The organism is Sporosarcina sp. SAFN-010 (assembly GCF_059415065.1).
The window spans coordinates 13,848-34,225 of the sequence record NZ_JBPFDS010000020.1; the positions used below are offsets into that span (position 1 = coordinate 13,848).

Sequence of the window (20,378 nt, forward strand, 5' to 3'; positions counted from 1 at the left end):
GTTTGGAGTAACTTTCCAACAAACGGTTTTTTTAGTCATTTAGAACGAAAAACATAGATTCATAGGACATTTAAGTTTAACTCTTTTATAATGATAGTAATACAAAGAATGCGGAGGATTGAAATGACTTTAAAGACAAAAACACGATCTGCGAAATTCGTGGCAGCTTTTGTAGGAGCCATGCTGATTTTACCAACAACTATTGCCGATGCCGAAAGTCAGAACGAAAAAATTTCAAAAGGCGTGGATTATGACTACGTTAACGAAGTGAAATTTGGTAAAGACCAAGCCATGCGAAAGCTTACTGTGGATTTAAATGATCCATATACTACTGTTGATGTCTCCTATCCAAAGCCATTAAACAACCTTCTTCGTACAACGGACCAAGCTAAAGCATATAATGCGCCGGGTCAAAAAGTGGCAGGTGCGATTAACGGTTCTTTCTTCTGGGGATCTGACCAAGGTTATTTACCAATGTACTTAATTTCTTATCGAAATCAATTAATTAATGCTGGAATAATTGCCACTGGTGAAGACCAGTTTGTAAATCAGCCAATCGCATTCGGAGTGGATAAAACAGGAAAAGGAAGAATCGCTCCTTACAATCTAGATATCCATTTTACATACGCGGGTAAGGAAATTGCGATTACAAGCACGGACAAATATCGATCTACAGATAATATGATTTTATACACTCCACTTTATCCTAAACCAACAACTGAAACAAATGACCTTGGGGTTGAGGTAGTACTTGATAATGTCGTGGGTGGCACGGATTTGAACTTTGGGGAAACCGTGAAAGGTACTGTGAAAAAAGTTAGGGGGCGAGGTGACAAAGAGCCTTCGTTTATCCCTGAAAACGGCTTCGTTCTCTCTGCACACGGAGAGGCTGAAAAGAACTTGAAAACGATTCCTGTCGGCGCTGAAATTGAAATTACTACGTCAATTGATGAACCATGGCAGGATGCGTCATTCATGTTAACTTCAGGACCTGAACTCGTAAAAGACGGTCAAGTAAATGTTGGTATGGATGTAACAAGTCCGAGGGCAAAGGAAATTGCACCACGAACTGCTATTGCTATTGACAAAACAGGTACGAAAGTATTTATGGTTACTGTAGATGGTCGACAAGAAGGCTACAGTAAAGGAATGAATATGAAGCAACTAGCAGAATACTTAGTTTCAATCGGTGCTCATCAAGCGCTGAATCTTGACGGGGGCGGTTCAACTACAATGGCGGTCCGTAAACCTGGAGATCAGCAAGTTTCGCTTTACAACCGACCATCTGATAAATCAGAAAGGCGAGTGTCGACTGCCTTACTCGCAGTTTCAACCGCACCGGAAGGTAAAGCAACCGACATTGGTGCTCATCTTGAGAAACAAGGGGTTTATCTTAAGGGAACAAAAGGTTCTGTAGCCATAGATTATGTAATGGACCAATACTACAATCCTATAGAATTTACAAAAAGTGATTTTATGTTAAATTCGAAAAGCGGTGCGACAGAAACAAATGGACTAAACTTTACTGCCGGAACTTCTGGAACAGATACCCTTCAAGTACAATCTAAAACGGGTTCTGCACAAATCTCATTAGAAGTTGTAGATGTGATTTCTAAAATTGAAATCTCCGAGAGCAACTTGGTCTTGAAAAAAGGCGAAACAAAAGTATTGACGTTAAAAGCATTCGATAATAAAAATCGCTCAGTTATTTACGATACATCCCTTATTAAATGGGGGGTGGAAGGTAAAGTTGGTACGATTACATCTTCAGGTAAATTTACAGCTGAAAGCGGATCAGGTTCTATCACAGCTACACTCGGAGGGAAAACTGTGAAAGTCCCTGTAACCGTTGGGAATTCCTCCACAACTATTGTTGATAGAATGGATACGCTGACTGGATGGAATGTCTCAGCTGTAAATGGTTCTGCTAAGTTACAGTTGACAGACCAAAAAGATTATCCATATGAAGGTGCAGCAGCAGCTAAGGTTAAATACAACTTTATAGGAGAAACAGGTACATCAGCAGCCTATATAAATGCAACTTCACCTATGGTTTTAGGTGAAAACCCAGCAATGATTACAGCTCGTGTATATGGAGATGGCAGTAAGTCGTGGCTGCGTGCAAAAGTTAAAGATTCCGCTGGAACTGAACATACCATTAATTTTACACCTGAACGTGGTTTGAAATGGGTTGGATGGAACTTTGTAACGGCTAAAATACCATCAGCAGCTATTGGTCAACTAACACTTGAGCAAATTTATATTGCCCAGCCTGCTGGGGAAGTGAAAACAGCGGGTACTATTTTAATTGATGATGTGAAGTCAGTATTTGATGCAGACTATCAAGAAGCATTATTTAAAGATACAAGTCTAGATTTCCGTGCGGAGAAAGAAATAAGTGCACTCGTAGCAGATGGAATCATCGCTGGCTATTCAAACGGTAAATTTGGTCCTTATGACGAACTAACTCGTCAGCAAGCTGCAATCCTTTTAACCAGAGCACTAGAATTATCAGTTGACAATGTTACCGATCCTGGGTTCGAGGACATGAAACCAACTATGGGCTTTTATAAAGAAGTAGCAGCAGCTGCAAATGCAGGAATCATTAACGGAAAAGACAAAGGTAAGAGGTTTGACCCTAATGGCAAGTTAACAAGGGCTGAGATGGCGGCCATTTTGCAGCGTGGTTTTAAATTGCCATCTGGATCAAAAGATTATTTCAATGATACTAAAGGTTCGTTTGCGCATTCCGCGATAAATTCTCTTGCTTTTAATAAGATCACTAGTGGGATTGGGCAAGGAAAGTATGGCCCGGCTCAAAATATTAGCCGTTCAGATTTCTCTGTATTCCTTTATAGAACTCTATTAAATAGTAATTAATAGTGTTTGAGATTACAGAAGATTATGGTACACTGATAGAGTAGAAAATCCTTCATTTCATATGAAGAAAGCTGCTAAGCATGGTTGACGCTATAAAAGCCTGTAAAGAGATGTATCTCTTTACAGGCTTTTTATATATATTAAAAGGGAATTTATTTGAAGAAAGATGAATCGGCCTGATCCGGCAAACAACCGGTCGCATAAGTGAATTATTCAGCCACGAGACACACAATAGCCCCAAAGACACAACTCAGCCCCCTCGTCAAAACTCTAAACACAACCCAACCCAACCCCTAACAAATTCCTCAAACTACCATCGATTCCTTTGAAACCTCTGTCGAAATTTGGTGTAATAGGGAAAAGGACTAAGATAGGGGGAACCGTATTGAAGGATGATATACAAGCACCGACGCACTGTTTAGCTGTTGAAGCGGTGCCCGCACTAAGGTGGGGATCGACCATCAGCCATGTGATTATGCTAGCAATTTGGGGGATTTTATACGCAACCAGCTTGTACTTTTCTTGGTGGCAATGGACTCATTGGGTGGTGTATGGACTCGCAGCACTAACCTTGGTTTCAGCGATCTGGTCTATTGGATTGAGGCCAGTCTATTTCCATAAGCATTTTCGTTATGGAGTTAACGATGAATTTCTGCAGATAAAATCAGGTGCGTTTTATGAAAGTTATGAGCTCATTCCGATGGCGAAGATCCAGGCAGTTTCGATGAACCAGGGACCGATTTTGAGGCGCTTCGGCTTATATTCATTGGAAATCGAAACGATGGGATCGAGTCATGGAATACCTGCGTTGCCGAAAGAATTAGCGATTGAAGTGAGAAATCAGATTGCCCGCTACGCAAAAATCAGGGAAGTGGATGAATGATGAAAATGAGGCGATATCATCCGTTATCCATCCTGTTCGAATTCGCCGCATTTTTGAAAAGCTATGCAATTCTTGCGTTTGTCGTGGTAGTCAACTTCGGTTCAGACTCTTGGATAGCCCGATTGGGTCGTATACTTCTGTTAGTATCAGTAGCCCTTACAATCATCGCCAGTATTCTGAAATGGATCACCCGAAAGTATGCGGTTGACGAACTTGCGTTTCACCTGAAAACAGGGATTTTCGAGAAAACGGAGCGGACGGTCTATTTTGATAAAATCCAAAATGTGCAGCGCCATACCTCGTTTTTACATAAGCTGTTCGGGATGACTTCCATAACTTTTGAAACTGGTACGTCTGGGATGAACTCGAATGTGAAGTTCGACGCTTTGACACGCTTGGAAGCGGATCGATTGGAATCTCTAGTAAAAGAGTTCATGCAATTAGGGAACCCGACAACCGAATCTGAAACTGAAAAAGTTGCTGTGACTTCAGAGCGCGTCGTCCATTTCACTCCGACTCGGAAAGATACCATTAAAGCTTCGTTCACATCGTTCAGCTTTTTGATCATCCTAGTGCTAGGGGCATCTCTCTTTTCTAAGGTTGATCAACTGTTCGAGGTAGAGGACTATGTGGAGGGGTGGATTGCGTCTGTCCTGACATCGGGCTGGATTATCGCTGGAATAGTGGTGGGGCTAATTGTACTTGCTGTGACGATCGGAGTCATATGGACGTTTGTGAAATATGGAAACTATGAAATTGCTTCAGACGAAGAAAGGATCTATATTTCAAAAGGTGTTTTGGATGAAACCGCATTTTCAATCGGGAAGAAACGTGTGCAGGCAGTAGAAATTACGCAGTCCTTCATGAAAAGAATTCTTGGTCTCGCAGAAGTGAAGCTGATAAGTGCTGGGAATCTTGGAGATGATGAGGATGAAGTCAGTTCGCTGTATCCGTTTTTGCCGGTGAAGCGGGCGTATGCAATGATTGCAGAGTTGCTACCTGACTATCAAGTAGTGCCAGATACGGAACGGTTGCCACGGAAATCATTGTTGGCTCGTCTCATCAAGCCCTATTGGTTCTGGCTGATTTTAACGATCCCGCTCACCTTTTTTAGACCAGAAGTATTCAAGTTGCCTATTGGGTGGGCAATTGTTTCAATCACACTTCTTGTCCTACTCATACTAAGCCGAGTACTCGGCTATTGGAACACTTCCTATGCGGTGAAAGGGCGATTCGTTCAACTAAGTCAGGGGACATTTGAAAAAACGACGTTTCTGACACGACGCGACAAAATCATTGAAGTATCAGTGAAGCGGACGAAACTTCAGCAATGGTTTGGTCTTGCGACGATAGGTCTTATTAATCGTGCTAAACCGGTGCGCCATGAGACACTTCCAGATATGCCGATAGAAGAAGCCCAGCAATTTGTAAAGTGGTATGCAGAACGGACAAAAAATGTGCAGCTGAAGTGAAATCGGTTTAATCGGGACGACTTCAGGAATAGACTAATTAGAGACGTCTGTCTAAAAAAGGGGTGTAGGAATGGGAAGACGAAAAAAGTTCGGGAAGATGAGCCTAGTGGTGCTCGTGACATATCTATTAATGATTGTGATGAACTACTTGGCGAATGCGCTTCCGTTGAACGGGATGACGACTGGGGAAGTGTCGGATTCCTATAGCAATCTGTTTGCACCAGCGGGTTATACGTTTGCAATTTGGGGACTAATTTACGTGCTACTTGCGTTTCATGTCATTTACCAACTTGGATTTTTCAGATCTGGTGAACGTTCAGAAGTGACGCAACTCATGAAGAAAATCGCGGTCTATTTCTCGATTTCATCAGTCGCGAACGCATTGTGGATAGTAGCGTGGCATTATGGAAAGCTTGGGACTTCCATCGTTTTAATGCTCATCATTTTGGTGAGCCTAATCATTATCAACGGCATGACGGTGAAAGCCGATCTGTCGTTTAAAGAGAAATTTTTCATTCGACTGCCATTCAGTGTGTATTTTGGATGGATTACAGTTGCCACAATCGCGAATATCACGGCGTATTTCGTGTCCATAGATTGGAACGGGTTCGGATTGTCAGATCAGACATGGACAGTCATCATTCTACTCGTTGGAACAGTAATAGGAATTGCGACGCTGCTCAAAAATTGGGTTGCTTCTTACGGATTTGTCCTCGTTTGGGCATATGTCGGAATTTATAACAAACACGTTTCGCCTGAAGGGTGGAACGAAGCCTATCCTGGAATTATATTGACCGTTTCTATTTGTATTATCTTGCTGACTCTACTAAGTTTGTGGGTAGTTGTGAAACGACGTAAACGAACGAATCACAGTGGACGCATTCATACGTTTAGGTGATTGAACTTCCTGTTAAGGGAGGAAGTTGTGCGATGTATTATTCAGATTATTAATTGACCACACTGGTCGAAGTATGGTATTCTTACTTCGACCGATGTGGTCTAATTTTTTATCATAAAATCGACCGGAGTGGTCTAAAGAGGTGGACTCATGGTAAAGGCATTTGAAACGCTTGATGAATCTAAGAAAAAAAGAATTATAGATGCGGCAATACATGAGTTTGCGGAGCATCTGTATGAACAGGCATCGACGAATCGAATTGTGAAAGAAGCTCGCATTGGGAAGGGAATGCTGTTTCACTACTTTGAAACGAAACAAGCACTTTATGAGTATTTGGTCGACCGTGCACTTAATGTGATGGAAGAATTGTATGTTCAATATATTGATGTGTCAGAACCGGATTTCATTGAACGGATGAAAGGTTCTGCCAAGCTGAAGATGGATGTATATCGATTGCATCCGGATTTGTTTCATTTCGTCGGTCAAGTGGTTTTAGAGAAAGAGTCGAGAATTCCGAAGGCGCTTGGCGAACGATTGGAAAAGATGCAACAGGACGGGCTGACGAGTTTGTTCAGCGGAATTGACTTGTCTAAGTTTCGAGATGATATACCTGCAGATGATGTGATGAAACTCATTAGTTGGTCGATTGAAGGATATGGTAAGGAGCTACTTGCAAAGTTGGATGGGCAGACATTTGTGGAATTGGAAGTGGATTCGTATTGGCATGAGTTTTACGCATTTTTAGATGTGCTGAAGAGAATCTATTATAAATAGGGGTGTGGGGATGCCAATTTTAGATGTTAAAGGGTTGACGAAGACGTTTGGAAAGTTTAAGGCGCTTGATGGTGTGGATTTTGAAGTGAAAAAGGGCGAAGTGTTTGGATTCATCGGACCGAATGGAGCCGGGAAGTCTACGACGATTCGGGTATTGCTGGGGCTGTTGAAACGGGATGCAGGGACAGCGACGATTTTCGGGCAGGATGTTTGGTCAGATGCAGTAGAGATTCATCGGAAAATTGCTTATGTCCCGGGGGATGTGAATTTGTGGCCGAATTTGACGGGCGGCGAAGTCATTGACTTGTTTGCTAGTCTACAAGGCGAAGTGAATGCAAAACGCCGTGAAGAACTGATCGTGAAATTTGACTTGGACACATCTAAAAAGTGTCGGACGTATTCGAAGGGGAATCGGCAGAAGGTTGCGCTTGTTGCTGCATTTGCATCGGATGCGGAGCTGTTCATCCTCGATGAGCCGACGTCGGGATTGGATCCTTTGATGGAACGCGTTTTTCAACAGTGTGTGGAAGAAGTGAAGGCAGCCGGCAAAAGTGTTCTGCTTTCAAGTCACATTCTTTCTGAAGTGGAGAGATTGTGTGATCGAGTCGGGATTATTCGTTCAGGGGTGATGGTGGAAACAGGAACGCTAGCAGAATTGCGTCATTTGACGCGTTCGAACCTTTATGTGGAGTTGAATTCACCTGTTACCGATATTGGTCAGATACCAGGAGTCCATGAGCTGGTGAAGGCTGGAGATGGTTGGAAGTTTCAAGTGGATGGGGATAAACTCGATGCTGTTATGACGTATTTGAGTAAGCACGGAATCCGGAGATTGGAGAGTGCACCACCTACACTCGAGGATTTGTTCATGCAGCATTACGGAGACGTTACTGGAAGAGCCGAAGCAGGTGACTCTTAATGGGACGTTCGATGGCAGGAAACGGTCGACTGACCAGGTTCATCATAAGACGTGATTTCGTCCGATTATTTATTTGGGTTGTGAGCATTTCCGTTGTGACGCATGCTGTTCCGCTTGCGTTTCAGGAGTTGTATCCGACGCAGGAGCAGCGGGATGTGATGGCTGAAACGATGCGGAATCCTGCGATGACGGCGATGGTCGGACCAGGGAATCTGGAGCATTATACACTCGGTGCTATGACGACGCATCAGATGCTGTTGCTGACGGCTGTTGCCGTTGCATTGATGAATATCTTGCTTGCCGTCCGGTTTACGAGGGCTGAAGAGGAAGCCGGGATGACGGAAATGATTCGATCCCTTTCCATAGGAAGAAGCTCTCCACTTAGTGCCGCAATGACTGTGTTGTTGGGCGTAAATGCAGTCCTCGCAATTGTTCTTTGGATAGGTCTAACGAGTTTGGGAATAGAGGGTATGGGGAGTTCCGGAGCGTTATTATATGGGGTGACTCTTGGTGGAACTGGGCTCTTTTTTGCTGGAGTTGCTGTAGTTTGTGCGCAGTTGGCTGAAAGTGCACGAGGGGCGACGAGTCTTGCGATGATCGTTCTTGTAGGTTCGTATGTGATCCAATCATCAGGGAATGTTACAGAATCAGTAATGATTTGGTTGTCTCCATTCGGTTGGGTAACTTCTGTTCAACCATTTAGTGAGGACAATGGATGGCCGATCGTGTTTCTGGTTGTTAGTGGTGTGGTGTTAGGGAGTATAGCTGGTATTTTGCAAGGTAAACGAGACCTGGGCTCAGGATTCATCCACCAGAAGCCTGGTAGGGCACATGCTTCTGCTTTCCTCAAAACTCCACTTGCGCTCGTGTTGCGGTTGCAACGGACGGGAATTAGCATTTGGGCAATCGGAATGCTCATCCTTGGACTCTCATACGGTTCCGTCCTCGGTGATTTGGAATCGTTTTTCGATGGAAACGAATTACTAGCGAATATGCTTACTGGTAACTCAGATAGACCTGTCGCTGAACAGTTTTTACCTATGCTGATGCTCGTCATGGCATTCATTGCCACCATTCCTGGAATTCTAGCGCTGCACAAATTAGTCGGTGAAGAGAAGAAAGGCCGAGTCGATAGTGTGCTAGGTCGTCGCGTATCGAGGACACAACTAATGGGGGGATATGTATTCGTAGCAGTCATGAATGGAGTTGTGATGAATTCTCTTGCAGCGACTGGGTTGTGGCTAGCGGGCAGGAGTGTTATGGCTGAACCGCTAACGATTGCAACGGTATTCGGGGCGAGCGCTGTCCAACTGCCCGCGATCGCAGTGATGATCGGGGTGAGTTCCTTACTAATCGGTATCGCACCTCGATGGAGCTCACTTGTCTGGCTATATATCGTCTATTCGTTTGTCACGTTGTATCTCGGGAGCTTGTTTCAAGTGCCGGATTGGGCAGCAAGACTCTCCCCATTCGGTTGGGTGTCAGAGTGGCCGAGTGAATCAGTGAATTGGATGGCGGAAGGTGGTTTGTTAGCTATAGCTGCAGTGTTAGTTGTCATTGGATTGTTTGGTTATCGAAGAAGGGATATCTTATAGAGGCGCGTTCTAATGAGACTTAAAGAAAGGCGAGTAGAATTTAAGGATGGAATCATAGAGAAATTATAATTTTAATAAAACCCATTGTGTCATTGATGGTCACGTTTCACTAAATCCTGTATACTGACAGTAGGAAATTAATGGGGTGTGATTAGACATGAAACCATTTGACAAATTCATTCACTATATAACGGATCATACAGATGAACTAGCGGCGACAATCGTTGAGCGGGTTTGCGAAAAGCTGCCAGTTGAGGTTCCACAAGTTGAACAGCAACAGGCATTGCTTATGTACAAGGAACTTTGGCAGTCACTCGGAGAATCGCTACGAAGTGAGCATCTTGAAATTCCCGAAGCACTTATGACATGGAGTCGTAGCAATGCTGCCATGCAGACAAAAAACGGTGGTAAAATCTCTGTCATTGTCGATCGATATCCTCCTACACGAATCGTATTCGGAGACGTACTTGTTGAAATGAGTGAAAAGCTGGAGCTCTCTTTAAAAGAGTTTGCCCTTGTTAATAAACAAGTAAATACAATGTTGGATATCAGTCTTAATGAAACCTATTATGCATTTGAGAGGCTTTCTGAACTCTATCGAACAAGTACTCAAAAGGAACTTGCTAGATTATCAGCGCCCATAGTCCCAGTGCAGGATGGCATTGTCATTATACCGTTTATCGGAGAGATCACTGATGATCGAGCGTTTGCTATTATGAATAATGTCTTGCCTAAAGTTGCACAAATGGATGTAGAGTGTACGATTGCCGATTTCTCGGGTCTGGTTACAGTGGATGATCAGGTCGTTCGATCACTTCAGCAAATTGAAGATGCCTTGAGCTTGATGGGTATTGATGTCATTACGACGGGACTTCGACCTGAACTTGCACAGAAGATTGTCAATTCAGGTATGAGTTTTGCAGGAACGAAGTATTATGCGACGGTTAAACAGGCATTGGAAAGCTTGCTGTGACTTTATAGATTTATGAAAATGCGGACTCTATCGTTTTTAGAGTTCGTTAGACTTTAGACAAAAGGGATGGGAATCAATTTGATTTCCATCCCTTTTGTCTTTTGGCATCGTTGACTCTGAAAATGAAGGATAACAGGCCGTTGATCTCCGTTCCGGACGGGCGCTTTCCGGGGGCTTGCCCTCAGCCTCCTCGTCGCTTCGCTACTGCGGGGTCTTCGCGCTGCGCTGATCCCCAGGAGTCGCCGTCCTGCACTTCAATCAACTGAATGTCCTAGGACACATTCACATCATTCAGGCAAAGAATGCAATTGGGGGCTCCATGTCCAGTGGCAAGACTAATTAAATGAAACAGAATACTTGAGACACCGATATGAAATCAAAGAAGTCTATGGAAATGTAAAGAGGCAGTTGAACGTGTCTTTGTCGATGCCAAGGAGAAGAATGGTATGCGAAGGAAAACCCTAAGAGGGATTAGGGTATTAAATGATTGACATTTTATTGAGTACAACAGGATCTATGATAGATCTCCTGAATAGGGAATATAGATCTGCAACCAATGGGTAAATGAAGGAGAAATCAATTGTTGCCTCTAATTTGCAGACCAGATCTGGTCTTGCGGAACTAATTGTTCGATCGTAAGTATTTCCATCTGTTCCCGTTCATAACTTGATTCTTCGTCATCATTTCCATCACCTGATTTGATAATTGAGAGACATTGTTGATTGTAGCGGAGAGCGGCGACTCCTGAGGGATCAGCGAAGCTTGAAGACCCTGGACTGAGCAAAGCGAGGGAAGCGGCTGAGAGCAAGCCCCTCGGAAAGCGTCCGCTCGCAGCGAAAATCGACTTTTCATAGTGAATCCTGTTGTAAAAGAGAAAAGACTATAGGATAACCCCGTGATTTCTGAATTTTGTCTACAGCCTGGAGGACTCTATCGTTTTAGAGTCCGTTTTTTATATGTGAAATTGCGTCACTCTCGTAGGGGGTTAAAAGATATAGAAAAACCAGCCGGATAATAACGGCTGGTTTGCTTTATAGAGATCCGATTCAGGATTGTATGTAGGTGTTTTGTTTGCTGCAAGATAGAAGTCTGTTTTGAACAGTGAGCTCTTCTTCAGTAAGTAGACCAGATTCCCGTAAGTCCTTGAGCCGCTTCAGTTCGCTAGCTAAAAACTCTTGGCGAGAGGGCTGTTGGATACTGTTCGGTTGTGCAAATTGTTTCGTATGTTTTTTTATAAAGACAAAACCTGAATAAAGAGCGAAGCAGGTAAGAAGCAATACGATTCCTATACTTATAGACTTTGTAAATCCCCAAGTGACTAGCAGGACAAAGATACCGAAAACAGACCAGCTCATCTAGTTCAACCTCCACTGCATGATAAGACTATCTTATCTAGAAAACGAAAAAAAGTATACAGTACTAAAGAATCATATCTGTTTGTTCTGAAGGTTTTATTCGTCTTTAAAAGGCATCATAGTATTAGAAAATGTGCGATGAAAGAAGCTGGAGCTATAAAAGGTTGCTTTCTAGCGGGAAAACCTGATTGCTTAAATCTACCTGGATTGTCGAAGTTGATTACTAATCATAAACTTATTCACCAAGTCGCTCAATAAGCTCTCGAATGAGAGTGAACTGCCCAGCTTTTTGACTGCCTTCACTCTCATCTACTCCCATGATGACGGAAATTACATGTCTATCGTTGAATATCCCAGTTGATGTAAAACGAGATCCTGCATATTAGATATAGGCAGTTTTTAATTCATCGATATCAGGCAGTATATGAATGATGAGTTAGTGGAATTCTAAAAATGTTATTAAGATAATCATGTCAAATAATTATTCAAATTGTATTATTTTAGTCGATATAAACAATAACATTTGCAAAGCTGATTACTACAGGGGGAAACGAATTGAAGAGAGAAAAGAAAATCTATCAGAAGTGGGCGTTATTGATCGTTCTGATAATAACTATATCATCCATATCGCCAGTGAAGGCGGTGGCGGACGGCTTTCGGGATGTCTCGCCTGCTTACGAAGAATCCGTGAATTACTTAACGAGTAAGAATTATACAAATGGAATTTCGCCGACACTTTTTGGTACGGGGGAACCGATTACTCGAGGAAGCGCAGCCGTTATATTGGCAAACGCATTAGGGTTGCCGATGAAACCATCTGCAATTCGGGAATTTTCTGACGTTCCTGCACGTGCTAATCAGGCGGTGAGTGCTTTGCAACACGCAGGGATTATCCGAGGGAAGAGCGATAATTATTTTGGATTCACCGAGCCTATTAAGCGTGGCGAGATGGCGCTTATGCTAAGTCATGCGCAGGCTTATGCATTGCAAGGAGATGCTTCAAGCGTTTCGTTTCGTGATGTCAACAGTCGCTATATAAACGCGGTTGCGGGATTGGTTTCCAACGGGATAACTAGAGGAAAGTCTGAAACGCAGTTTGGAACAGACGATTTGCTGAAGCGTGGCGAGTTTGCGGTATTCGTGTATCGTGCTGAGATGGACAAAATTACAAAGTCCATGCCTGGGTCTTACAGTCAACTTGCGAGTAAGTTGAAAAGCGGAAACGTGAAGTCCATCAAATTGATCGGCGATAGTATTACCGCTGGTGCTGGAGGAGATGGGTATATGATTCCTTCAGATGGACGCGTGATTTTACAAGATGGGAAATCGACGTATCGGGAATCGTCGCATAAAGCGGATACGTGGGCAAATGGGTTCCGGACTTATGCTACAAAGCAGGAATTTGGATCGGTGGATTTCTTCAATGCAGGAATTAGTGGGAAAACGGCGAAATGGTCGTTGGAGCGGATTGACAAGCTTGTTTCATCCAAAGAAGATGTTGTGTTCGTCATGCTTGGTACGAACGACCGTCTTATTGGAGACCTCGATCAGTATGAGCAAACGATCCGTAAGTTGCTAAGCGAGGTGGAGAAGCGATCGGAGCTCATGGTTGTCATGGCGCCACCACCTTCAACAAACGAAATCGCAAATTATCAGTTCTCACCCGACAGTATCAATAACTTATTGAAACGGATTAGTAGTGAAAATGGGTATCTGTTTGTGTCGCATTACGATGCTTTGAATGCATATCTAGCTCAGCATCCTGACAAAACATATGAAGATTTGATGGAAACCGATAGTCCACATCCGACGAGCGCCGGGTATGCCGTGATGTGGGAAGCAATACAAGAGAAATTACAATTGAAATGAAGAAAAGGAACCCCCTTCGAGATTTCTTGAAGGGGGTTCCTTGTGCTTAATTCAACAGTAACTTAAAAAGCCACCCTCTAAAAGGGTGACTTTTTTGCATATCAAGAATCTGTACGAACGTTTTGCAATTCATTGACAAACGTTCGGGTGATGTCACGGGGGCGTGTAATCGCACCGCCGACAACCGCAGCGTATACACCAAGTTCAAACACACGCTTCAGCATGTCGGGTGTCGCGATATTGCCTTCTGCAATCACTGGTGCAGACACAGCGTTCAACACATCCTTCAAAAACGCGAAGTCATTGTTGTACACTTTCTGCCCCGTAGTATTGACGGTGTAACCATGTAACGTCGTCCCGATATATTCAAAGCCGAGCTGATCCGCATTAACCGCTTCTTCCACGGTTGCAATGTCTGCCATTAGTTCGACATTTGGGGCAGTTGCGCGAACATAGTTAACTAATTCCTGGAGAGACTCTGCAGGACGCGTTGCAAGAGTGGCATCCATCGCAATGACTTCGCAACCGCTCGCAAGCAATTCATCAACCTCAACACGTGTTGCTGTAATGTAGACATCCGATTTTGGATAGTTCCGTTTCACAATGCCGATTACAGGCAGTGAGACTTCTTGCTTAATCGCTAAAATATCTTCTTTCGAATTGGCGCGAATCCCTTTTGCTCCACCTTGAAACGCAGCGAGTGCGAGTTTACTCATGATGAAAGACGAGTGTAACGGCTCATCTTCAAGTGCCTGGCAGGAAACGATCAAGTCCGATGGTAAATGCATGAGATTTCCTCCTTATTGCTCTAAAATTTCTTCCACTTCGTTCTTCACGACAGAAACTTGAGGACCATATACGACTTGGACGCCAGTACCGTTCATGATAATGCCTTTGCTGCCTGTCGCTGGGAAAACCTCTTTCTTCACGAGATCAGGATCTTTCACCGTAACCCGTAGCCGCGTCGCGCAATTATCGAGGTCGAGAATGTTATCTTTTCCTCCGAGCGCATCGATGATTGTATGTGAGCGGCTTGCTTGAGGATCGATAGACGATTGGCCATCAGCTGGTTCAATGGCTTTTTCATCTTCACGACCAGGTGTTTTGAAGTTGAACTTGCGAATCATGAACTTGAATGTGAAGTAGTACAGGAAGAACCAAACGATTCCGATTGGAATGACATACATCCAATTTGTCTTGGCCTCACCCTGCAAGACTCCAAATAGCATGAAGTCGATAAAGCCACCAGAGAATGTCTGGCCGATTGTAATATTGAAGATATCTGCCAACATGAATGCCAAGCCGTCAAATACAGCGTGGACCACGTATAGGGCAGGTGCAATGAATAGGAACGAGAACTCGAGTGGTTCTGTAATTCCTGTCAAGAACGACGTTAATGCTGCAGATAGCATGAGACCGCCGACAACCTTTTTGTGTTCTGGCTTAGCTGTGTGATAAATCGCAAGAGCTGCACCGAGAAGACCGAACATCATCGTAATGAAACGACCGGACATGAAGCGGGATGTACCTTCAAAGAATCGTTCCGTAGTCGGATCGCTTAGTTGTGCAAAGAAAATGTTTTGCGTTCCTTGAACAAGTTGACCTCCGATTTCTAGTGAACCGCCCAGGCCTGTTTGCCAAAATGGTAAGTAGAAAATGTGGTGCAATCCGAAAGGTCCGAGCATGCGTAGGATGAATCCATACAAGAATGTTCCGATGACGCCTGTCGCATTGACCAAATTACCAGCTTCTGCAATCAGGTTTTGGAACAGTGGCCATACGAGATACAGGATTGCTCCGAGTATGATAGCTGAAAATGCCGTTACAATAGGTATGAAGCGGGAGCCTCCAAAAAATCCTAAATACTGAGGCAACTCGATTTTGTTGAATCGATTATGCAACATGCCGGCCATGATTCCGACAACAATACCACCGAATACGCCCATCTCGAGCGTTTGAATGCCTAGCGCCGTTCCTTGTCCGACAGCAGATAGATTGTCGACAGCGAGTGAATCGGTAATGATCAAGATTGCGTTAATGGTCGCGTTCATGACTAAGTAACCGACAAGTGCTGCGAGTGCTGCTGTCCCTTTATCGGATCGGGCAAGACCAATTGCAATCCCGACCGCAAAGATGATAGGGAGATTGGCGAATACAATACTTCCCGCACTGCTCATTATAGTAAATAGTGCTTGTAAGAAGTTCTGATCTAAAATCGGATAAGAACTGATTGTATTTGGATTGGATAATGCGCCTCCGATTCCGAGCAGCAAACCAGCAGCAGGTAAGATCGCGATTGGCAACATGAAGGATTTACCGAACTGTTGCGCTTTACCGAAAAAGTTTTTCATTAAAAACATACCTCCTGGAAATATTTTTTAATAGAATAGCAAACGCTTTCACTATTGTCAATGTCTTATTCTGCATTTTCAAAGTGGTGTTGGCAATTTTAGGATATGCTATGATGATAGAAAGACCAAGATGTGAAAGGATTTGGACCATGGATTTTAAAAATCGACTGCAAAAGCACAATGCAGAGTTCACCGAGAACGATCGTAAAATCGCAGAACATTTGCTAGGTGAAAAAAATATCGCACAAAAATCGATTACTGATCTGGCTGAAGAAATCGATGTGTCGCCTTCTAGTATCACCCGTTTTTGCAAAAAAATTCGGTTTTCGAGCTTCCAGCAAATGAAGTACGCGTTGCTTGCAACACGCACCGAAAAACATGCTAAGGACGAAGAAGTGGAACGCGTAGCAAATTATTATATGTCCATTATTGCGTCTACTCAACAATTCATGGACACAGAACAAACGGAGCGAATTGCGAATGATCTAATCAGTGCAAAGCGGGTCCTGTTTTGTGGTATTGGGAACTCAGGGTTAATTGCCCAAGAATTCAATAGCCGAATTGAGCGGATGGGGATTGACTCGACAGCAATCACCGATGCACATGGAATGGTTATGAAAAGTACGTTATTACATGAAGAGGACGTTTTTATGTGTTTTTCCTATACGGGTAAAACCAAAAGCGTGTTGGACGCTACGCGGCAGGCAAAAAGAAGTGGAGCACGGGTCATTGTGATTACAACAAATCATGCCGAAGAGTTGACAGCGCTTGCTGATGAAGTTGTGCTAGTTTCGAATCATGTATATGTTGATGATGAAAAGTTCATCAATACACAAATCTCCAGTTTGTTTTACTTGGATGTCCTGACCTATCGGCTGCTCGGAGACGCACAGTTAATGGAGCAACGTAATAAGACGCTGGAAGCGCTAAAACGTTTTGGATAAATGAACCGATAATGCTGTCAAACCCAAGTCCTTATAATTAGGAACTTGGGTTTTTACTTGGGGGAATAATCTGCATAATACCTTTTCTAGTGTGCAGGGGTTTGAAATTATTCATAAGGGGTAAAAACGTTAAGCATATAAAATTGAGCAATACAGTGAGGATGGTATTTTTGAAACAAGTAACATCAGTTTTCTGGTATGCACTTGCGGGGTGCTTGGCACTCGTAGCGTGGGGTGTGATTTCACCGGAAACATTAGAAAACAGTACGACTACTATAACTTCAGGCATTTCCACCCTCTTCGGATGGTATTATTTATGGCTTGTCGCAGCAATCGTATTATTTTGTCTCTACTTAATATTTTCCAAGTTGGGGCATATCAAACTTGGAAGTCCGGATTCGAAGCCTGAATTCAGTCTTCTTTCTTGGTTTGCGATGCTGTTCAGTGCAGGAATGGGGATCGGCGTCGTCTTTTGGTCGGCTGCTGAACCGGTAACATACGCTTTCAAATCTGCTCCTGTCGCAGAGATTGGAACAGATGTGGCGATTAAAGATTCGTTAAAATACACATTTTTACATTGGGGAGTCAGTGCGTGGGGGATATACGCGATCGTCGGACTCACCCTCGCTTACTTTAAATTCCACAAGAACTATCCAGGATTGATCAGTTCCACTTTGATTCCACTATTTGGAGAAAAAATAATGACTGGCGTCTTTGGAAAGATTATTGACGTTTTGGCCGTACTAGCAACGGTCATCGGTGTAGCGGCTTCACTCGGATTTGGATCCGCTCAAATCAATGGAGGATTCCACTATCTTTTCAATACACCAGACGAGTTTTGGATGCAGCTATTAATCCTCGCTGTGACGACAGTGCTGTTCATGATTTCCGCATGGTCGGGGATCGGAAGAGGAATCAAATACTTGAGTAACATTAATATGGGACTTGCTCTTACCCTCTTTTTACTACTCTTCGTCACAGGTCCAACCCTCTATATTCTCAACATGTTTACAAATGCGTTTGGCGGTTACGTGACAGATATCGTGGAAATGAGCTTCCGATCTGCACCTCAAAACGCCAGTAGCCGTGAATGGATCAACAACTGGACATTATTCTATTGGGCTTTCTGGATTTCGTGGTCCCCATTTGTCGGAGCATTCATTGCACGAATTTCAAAAGGCCGTACTGTGAAAGAGTTCTTGCTGGGTGTCCTTCTAGTTCCATCTTTCGTCTGTTTCATCTTCTTCTCCATTTTCGGGGCGTCTGCCCTCAATGTAGAAAACTTAGGATTGGCGACGTTATCTGATATGCCGATTGAAACGATGACATTTGGCATGCTCGAGCAGTATCCGCTCGGGTTCATCATGTCCATACTGATGATTGTTGTCATTGCCATTTTCTTCATTACATCAGCAGATTCTGCGACATTTGTGCTCGGCATGTTTACGACAAATGGGCTGTCCAACCCTGCTCAGTCTGTCAAAATGTCTTGGGGACTTATCCAAGCAGCGGTGGCAGCGATCGTCGTGTACTTTGGCGGCACCCAAGGACTGCAAAATACAGTCATTATTTCAGCATTGCCATTTTCGTTCATCATCATTTTAATGGCAGTGTCGTTCTATAAGTCAGCCAGTGAAGAAGTCAGGAAAAAAGAATCGACTGTAAAGTAGGAAAGAGGAAGTATCCATTCCCCATTTGCCGAGAGTTGGCAAGTGGGGTTTTTTCGTTGTAACGGAGTTCGTTCTCAAGGAGAGCACGAGAGGCCATTTAAACTCCTATAGTGATGCGAAACTCGATATAATGAATTTTCATTCAAGAACAAGTATTGTTAGATTCGTTTAAATTGATAAAAATTAAGGATTGACTGCCTTTAGATACTGTAGTAACGTAAATAAAATCAATTGCTAGCTTGATTGAAAAGTATATTCCGATAACTATTTATGCATAAGTATACATATGTTAGGAGAATAGTCATATGCGTGTTGTTACACAAGTGCCTGCTTAGCAATTAAATAGAATGCGTCGGGGGGAAGAATGGATGTCCGAGAAGTCAGTGAGTACGAAGAAGAAGTGGAAAATGGAAGCACCACATCCATTCGTTATTTTATTTACAGTTATCATCATCATGGCAATCGCGACGTATCTAATCCCTGCGGGGGAATATGATCGTGCGGAAAGTGATGATGGCACCTCGTATGTAGTGGATGGGTCCTATCATCGAATTGACGCAGAGCCAGCAGGGATTTTGCCTGTGTTTGAAGCAGTACATAAGGGTATGGTGCAAAGTGCGCCAATCATTTTTTTCATTTTCATAGTAGGTGGCGCGTTTAACGTCTTCCGGGAATCGAATGCAATTGAAGGGGCATTTGGAAGCATATCGTCTAAACTGGAAGGGAAAGAGATGTATCTGATCCCAATTGTGATGCTATTCTTCGGACTAGCTGGAGCGACAATCGGGATGTTTGAAGAATCGTTGCCGTTCATCCTCATTATGATTCCACTTGCGATTATGATGGGATTTGACTCAATCGTGGGAACGGGTATGGTATTAGTAGGGGTTGCGTCAGGTTTTACGGCCGCCTTTATGAATCCTTTTACGGTTGGTGTGGCTCAAGGGATTGCTGAAGTTCCAATTTTCTCAGGAATGGGACTGCGCGTTGTTTTTTGGCTGATTTATATGCTGGTTGCGATTCTCTATGTCGTTCGTTATGCACGTAAAGTACGTAAAAATCCTGAAGCGAGCCTCGTGTATGAAGAGGATAAAAAGCGTAACATCCGAATTGACTTGGTCAAAGAACATACGTTGACAGGGAAGCAGATTACGACACTTATTATTTTGGTCGCAACGCTGATTGGTCTTGGATTCGGGGTTATCAAGTTCGAGTGGTACATTACCGAAATTTCTGCACTGTTTCTAATTATGGCGATTATCATCGGCCTCGTGAATGGCAAGGGCATCAATGGCACGGCGGTTTCGTTTGTCAAAGGATGCGAGGAATTGGTGGTCGGAGCATTGGTCGTTGGATTTGCCTACGGAGCATTGGTCATTTTGCAAGATAGCAACACGATTGATACGATTCTATATGGTATCACGACGCTAGTTTCACATTTGCCATCAAGTTTAGGTGCGATTGGCATGTACGTTATGCAATGCTTACTCAATATTGTTGTGACATCAGGTAGCGGTCAAGCTGCACTCAGTATGCCAATCATGACGCCACTATCCGACCTATTAGGTGTGAGTCGACAAACGGCTGTACTCGCTTTCCAAATGGGTGACGGTTTGACGAACATTATTACTCCGACAAGTGGTTTACTGCTTGCGGCGCTTGCAATGGCCAAGATTTCATTTGCTAAATGGTTTAAGTGGGTTTGGCCATTAATTTTAATCCAATTGGTACTTGGAGCTATATTTGTAACGATTGCGCACGTGTTTGTCTGGACTGCGTAACAACTAAGGAGGAA

At 43.5% G+C, this 20,378-nt stretch carries 15 protein-coding genes and 1 pseudogene; 12 read left to right on the forward strand and 4 right to left on the reverse strand.

Going from position 1 to position 20,378, the window contains the following annotated elements; genetic code table 11:
• The first annotated feature begins 123 nt into the window (after window positions 1-123).
• The 8 genes from ACR65F_RS16505 (at window position 124) to ACR65F_RS16540 (ending at window position 10,394) form a co-directional block, all read left to right on the forward strand.
• A complete protein-coding gene (locus ACR65F_RS16505) occupies window positions 124-2,880 on the forward strand; it encodes a phosphodiester glycosidase family protein (protein WP_440505074.1) in 2,757 nt (918 codons plus the stop codon).
• Window positions 2,881-3,265: 385 nt separating this feature from the next.
• Window positions 3,266-3,763 (forward strand): PH domain-containing protein, encoded by a 498-nt coding sequence (locus ACR65F_RS16510; RefSeq protein ID WP_440505075.1) that lies wholly within the window; start codon window positions 3,266-3,268, stop codon window positions 3,761-3,763.
• Window positions 3,760-5,235, forward strand: coding sequence for a PH domain-containing protein (locus ACR65F_RS16515; protein WP_440505076.1), 1,476 nt, complete (start codon window positions 3,760-3,762; stop codon window positions 5,233-5,235). The genes ACR65F_RS16510 and ACR65F_RS16515 overlap by 4 nt, the downstream gene beginning before the upstream one ends.
• Before the next feature lie 70 nt (window positions 5,236-5,305).
• The gene (locus ACR65F_RS16520; RefSeq protein WP_440505077.1) at window positions 5,306-6,133 is read left to right on the forward strand and encodes a TspO-related membrane protein; all 828 of its coding nucleotides are present in this window, start codon (window positions 5,306-5,308) and stop codon (window positions 6,131-6,133) included.
• Between the two features lie 150 nt (window positions 6,134-6,283).
• Window positions 6,284-6,907 (forward strand): TetR/AcrR family transcriptional regulator, encoded by a 624-nt coding sequence (locus tag ACR65F_RS16525; protein ID WP_440505078.1) that lies wholly within the window; start codon window positions 6,284-6,286, stop codon window positions 6,905-6,907.
• A gap of 10 nt (window positions 6,908-6,917) precedes the next feature.
• Window positions 6,918-7,826 (forward strand): ABC transporter ATP-binding protein, encoded by a 909-nt coding sequence (locus ACR65F_RS16530; protein WP_440505079.1) that lies wholly within the window; start codon window positions 6,918-6,920, stop codon window positions 7,824-7,826.
• The gene (locus ACR65F_RS16535) at window positions 7,826-9,421 is read left to right on the forward strand and encodes an ABC transporter permease (RefSeq protein ID WP_440505080.1); all 1,596 of its coding nucleotides are present in this window, start codon (window positions 7,826-7,828) and stop codon (window positions 9,419-9,421) included. The genes ACR65F_RS16530 and ACR65F_RS16535 overlap by 1 nt, the downstream gene beginning before the upstream one ends.
• 157 nt (window positions 9,422-9,578) lie before the next feature.
• On the forward strand, window positions 9,579-10,394 hold the full coding sequence (locus ACR65F_RS16540) for an STAS domain-containing protein (RefSeq protein WP_440505081.1): 816 nt from the start codon (window positions 9,579-9,581) through the stop codon (window positions 10,392-10,394).
• Between the two features lie 482 nt (window positions 10,395-10,876).
• Here the strand turns inward: ACR65F_RS16540 and ACR65F_RS16545 are convergent.
• Window positions 10,877-11,078, reverse strand: a pseudogene (locus tag ACR65F_RS16545) (transposase); the annotation flags it as partial.
• Window positions 11,079-11,440: 362 nt separating this feature from the next.
• A complete protein-coding gene (locus ACR65F_RS16550) occupies window positions 11,441-11,749 on the reverse strand; it encodes an SHOCT domain-containing protein (protein WP_440505082.1) in 309 nt (102 codons plus the stop codon).
• Window positions 11,750-12,304: 555 nt separating this feature from the next.
• On the opposite strand from ACR65F_RS16550, the gene ACR65F_RS16555 reads away from it, so the two are divergent.
• Window positions 12,305-13,618 (forward strand): S-layer homology domain-containing protein, encoded by a 1,314-nt coding sequence (locus ACR65F_RS16555; protein ID WP_440505083.1) that lies wholly within the window; start codon window positions 12,305-12,307, stop codon window positions 13,616-13,618.
• Between the two features lie 101 nt (window positions 13,619-13,719).
• Here ACR65F_RS16555 and ACR65F_RS16560 read toward each other — a convergent pair whose 3' ends face one another.
• The gene (locus ACR65F_RS16560) at window positions 13,720-14,406 is read right to left on the reverse strand and encodes an N-acetylmannosamine-6-phosphate 2-epimerase (protein WP_440505084.1); all 687 of its coding nucleotides are present in this window, start codon (window positions 14,404-14,406) and stop codon (window positions 13,720-13,722) included.
• Window positions 14,407-14,418: 12 nt separating this feature from the next.
• Window positions 14,419-15,969, reverse strand: a complete 1,551-nt coding sequence (locus ACR65F_RS16565; protein WP_440505085.1) for a maltose/glucose-specific PTS transporter subunit IIC — start codon at window positions 15,967-15,969, stop codon at window positions 14,419-14,421.
• Window positions 15,970-16,118: 149 nt separating this feature from the next.
• Here ACR65F_RS16565 and ACR65F_RS16570 point away from each other — a divergent pair, with 149 nt between their 5' ends.
• From ACR65F_RS16570 to ACR65F_RS16580, 3 genes are all read left to right on the forward strand, one after another.
• On the forward strand, window positions 16,119-16,913 hold the full coding sequence (locus ACR65F_RS16570; RefSeq protein WP_440505086.1) for a MurR/RpiR family transcriptional regulator: 795 nt from the start codon (window positions 16,119-16,121) through the stop codon (window positions 16,911-16,913).
• A gap of 170 nt (window positions 16,914-17,083) precedes the next feature.
• The gene (locus ACR65F_RS16575) at window positions 17,084-18,583 is read left to right on the forward strand and encodes a BCCT family transporter (protein ID WP_440505087.1); all 1,500 of its coding nucleotides are present in this window, start codon (window positions 17,084-17,086) and stop codon (window positions 18,581-18,583) included.
• 368 nt (window positions 18,584-18,951) lie between these two features.
• Entirely contained in the window at window positions 18,952-20,364 is a 1,413-nt protein-coding gene (locus ACR65F_RS16580) for a YfcC family protein (protein WP_440505088.1), read from the forward strand.
• The last annotated feature ends 14 nt before the right edge of the window (window positions 20,365-20,378 follow it).

Coding starts and splice junctions, on each gene's coding strand:
- ACR65F_RS16505 (WP_440505074.1), top strand. CDS start 124: ATGACTTTAAAGACAAAAACACGATCTGCGAAATTCGTGGCAGCTTTT.
- ACR65F_RS16515 (WP_440505076.1), top strand. CDS start 3,760: ATGATGAAAATGAGGCGATATCATCCGTTATCCATCCTGTTCGAATTC.
- ACR65F_RS16520 (WP_440505077.1), top strand. CDS start 5,306: ATGGGAAGACGAAAAAAGTTCGGGAAGATGAGCCTAGTGGTGCTCGTG.
- ACR65F_RS16525 (WP_440505078.1), top strand. CDS start 6,284: ATGGTAAAGGCATTTGAAACGCTTGATGAATCTAAGAAAAAAAGAATT.
- ACR65F_RS16530 (WP_440505079.1), top strand. CDS start 6,918: ATGCCAATTTTAGATGTTAAAGGGTTGACGAAGACGTTTGGAAAGTTT.
- ACR65F_RS16535 (WP_440505080.1), top strand. CDS start 7,826: ATGGGACGTTCGATGGCAGGAAACGGTCGACTGACCAGGTTCATCATA.
- ACR65F_RS16540 (WP_440505081.1), top strand. CDS start 9,579: ATGAAACCATTTGACAAATTCATTCACTATATAACGGATCATACAGAT.
- ACR65F_RS16550 (WP_440505082.1), bottom strand. CDS start 11,749: ATGAGCTGGTCTGTTTTCGGTATCTTTGTCCTGCTAGTCACTTGGGGA.
- ACR65F_RS16560 (WP_440505084.1), bottom strand. CDS start 14,406: ATGCATTTACCATCGGACTTGATCGTTTCCTGCCAGGCACTTGAAGAT.
- ACR65F_RS16565 (WP_440505085.1), bottom strand. CDS start 15,969: ATGAAAAACTTTTTCGGTAAAGCGCAACAGTTCGGTAAATCCTTCATG.
- ACR65F_RS16570 (WP_440505086.1), top strand. CDS start 16,119: ATGGATTTTAAAAATCGACTGCAAAAGCACAATGCAGAGTTCACCGAG.
- ACR65F_RS16580 (WP_440505088.1), top strand. CDS start 18,952: ATGTCCGAGAAGTCAGTGAGTACGAAGAAGAAGTGGAAAATGGAAGCA.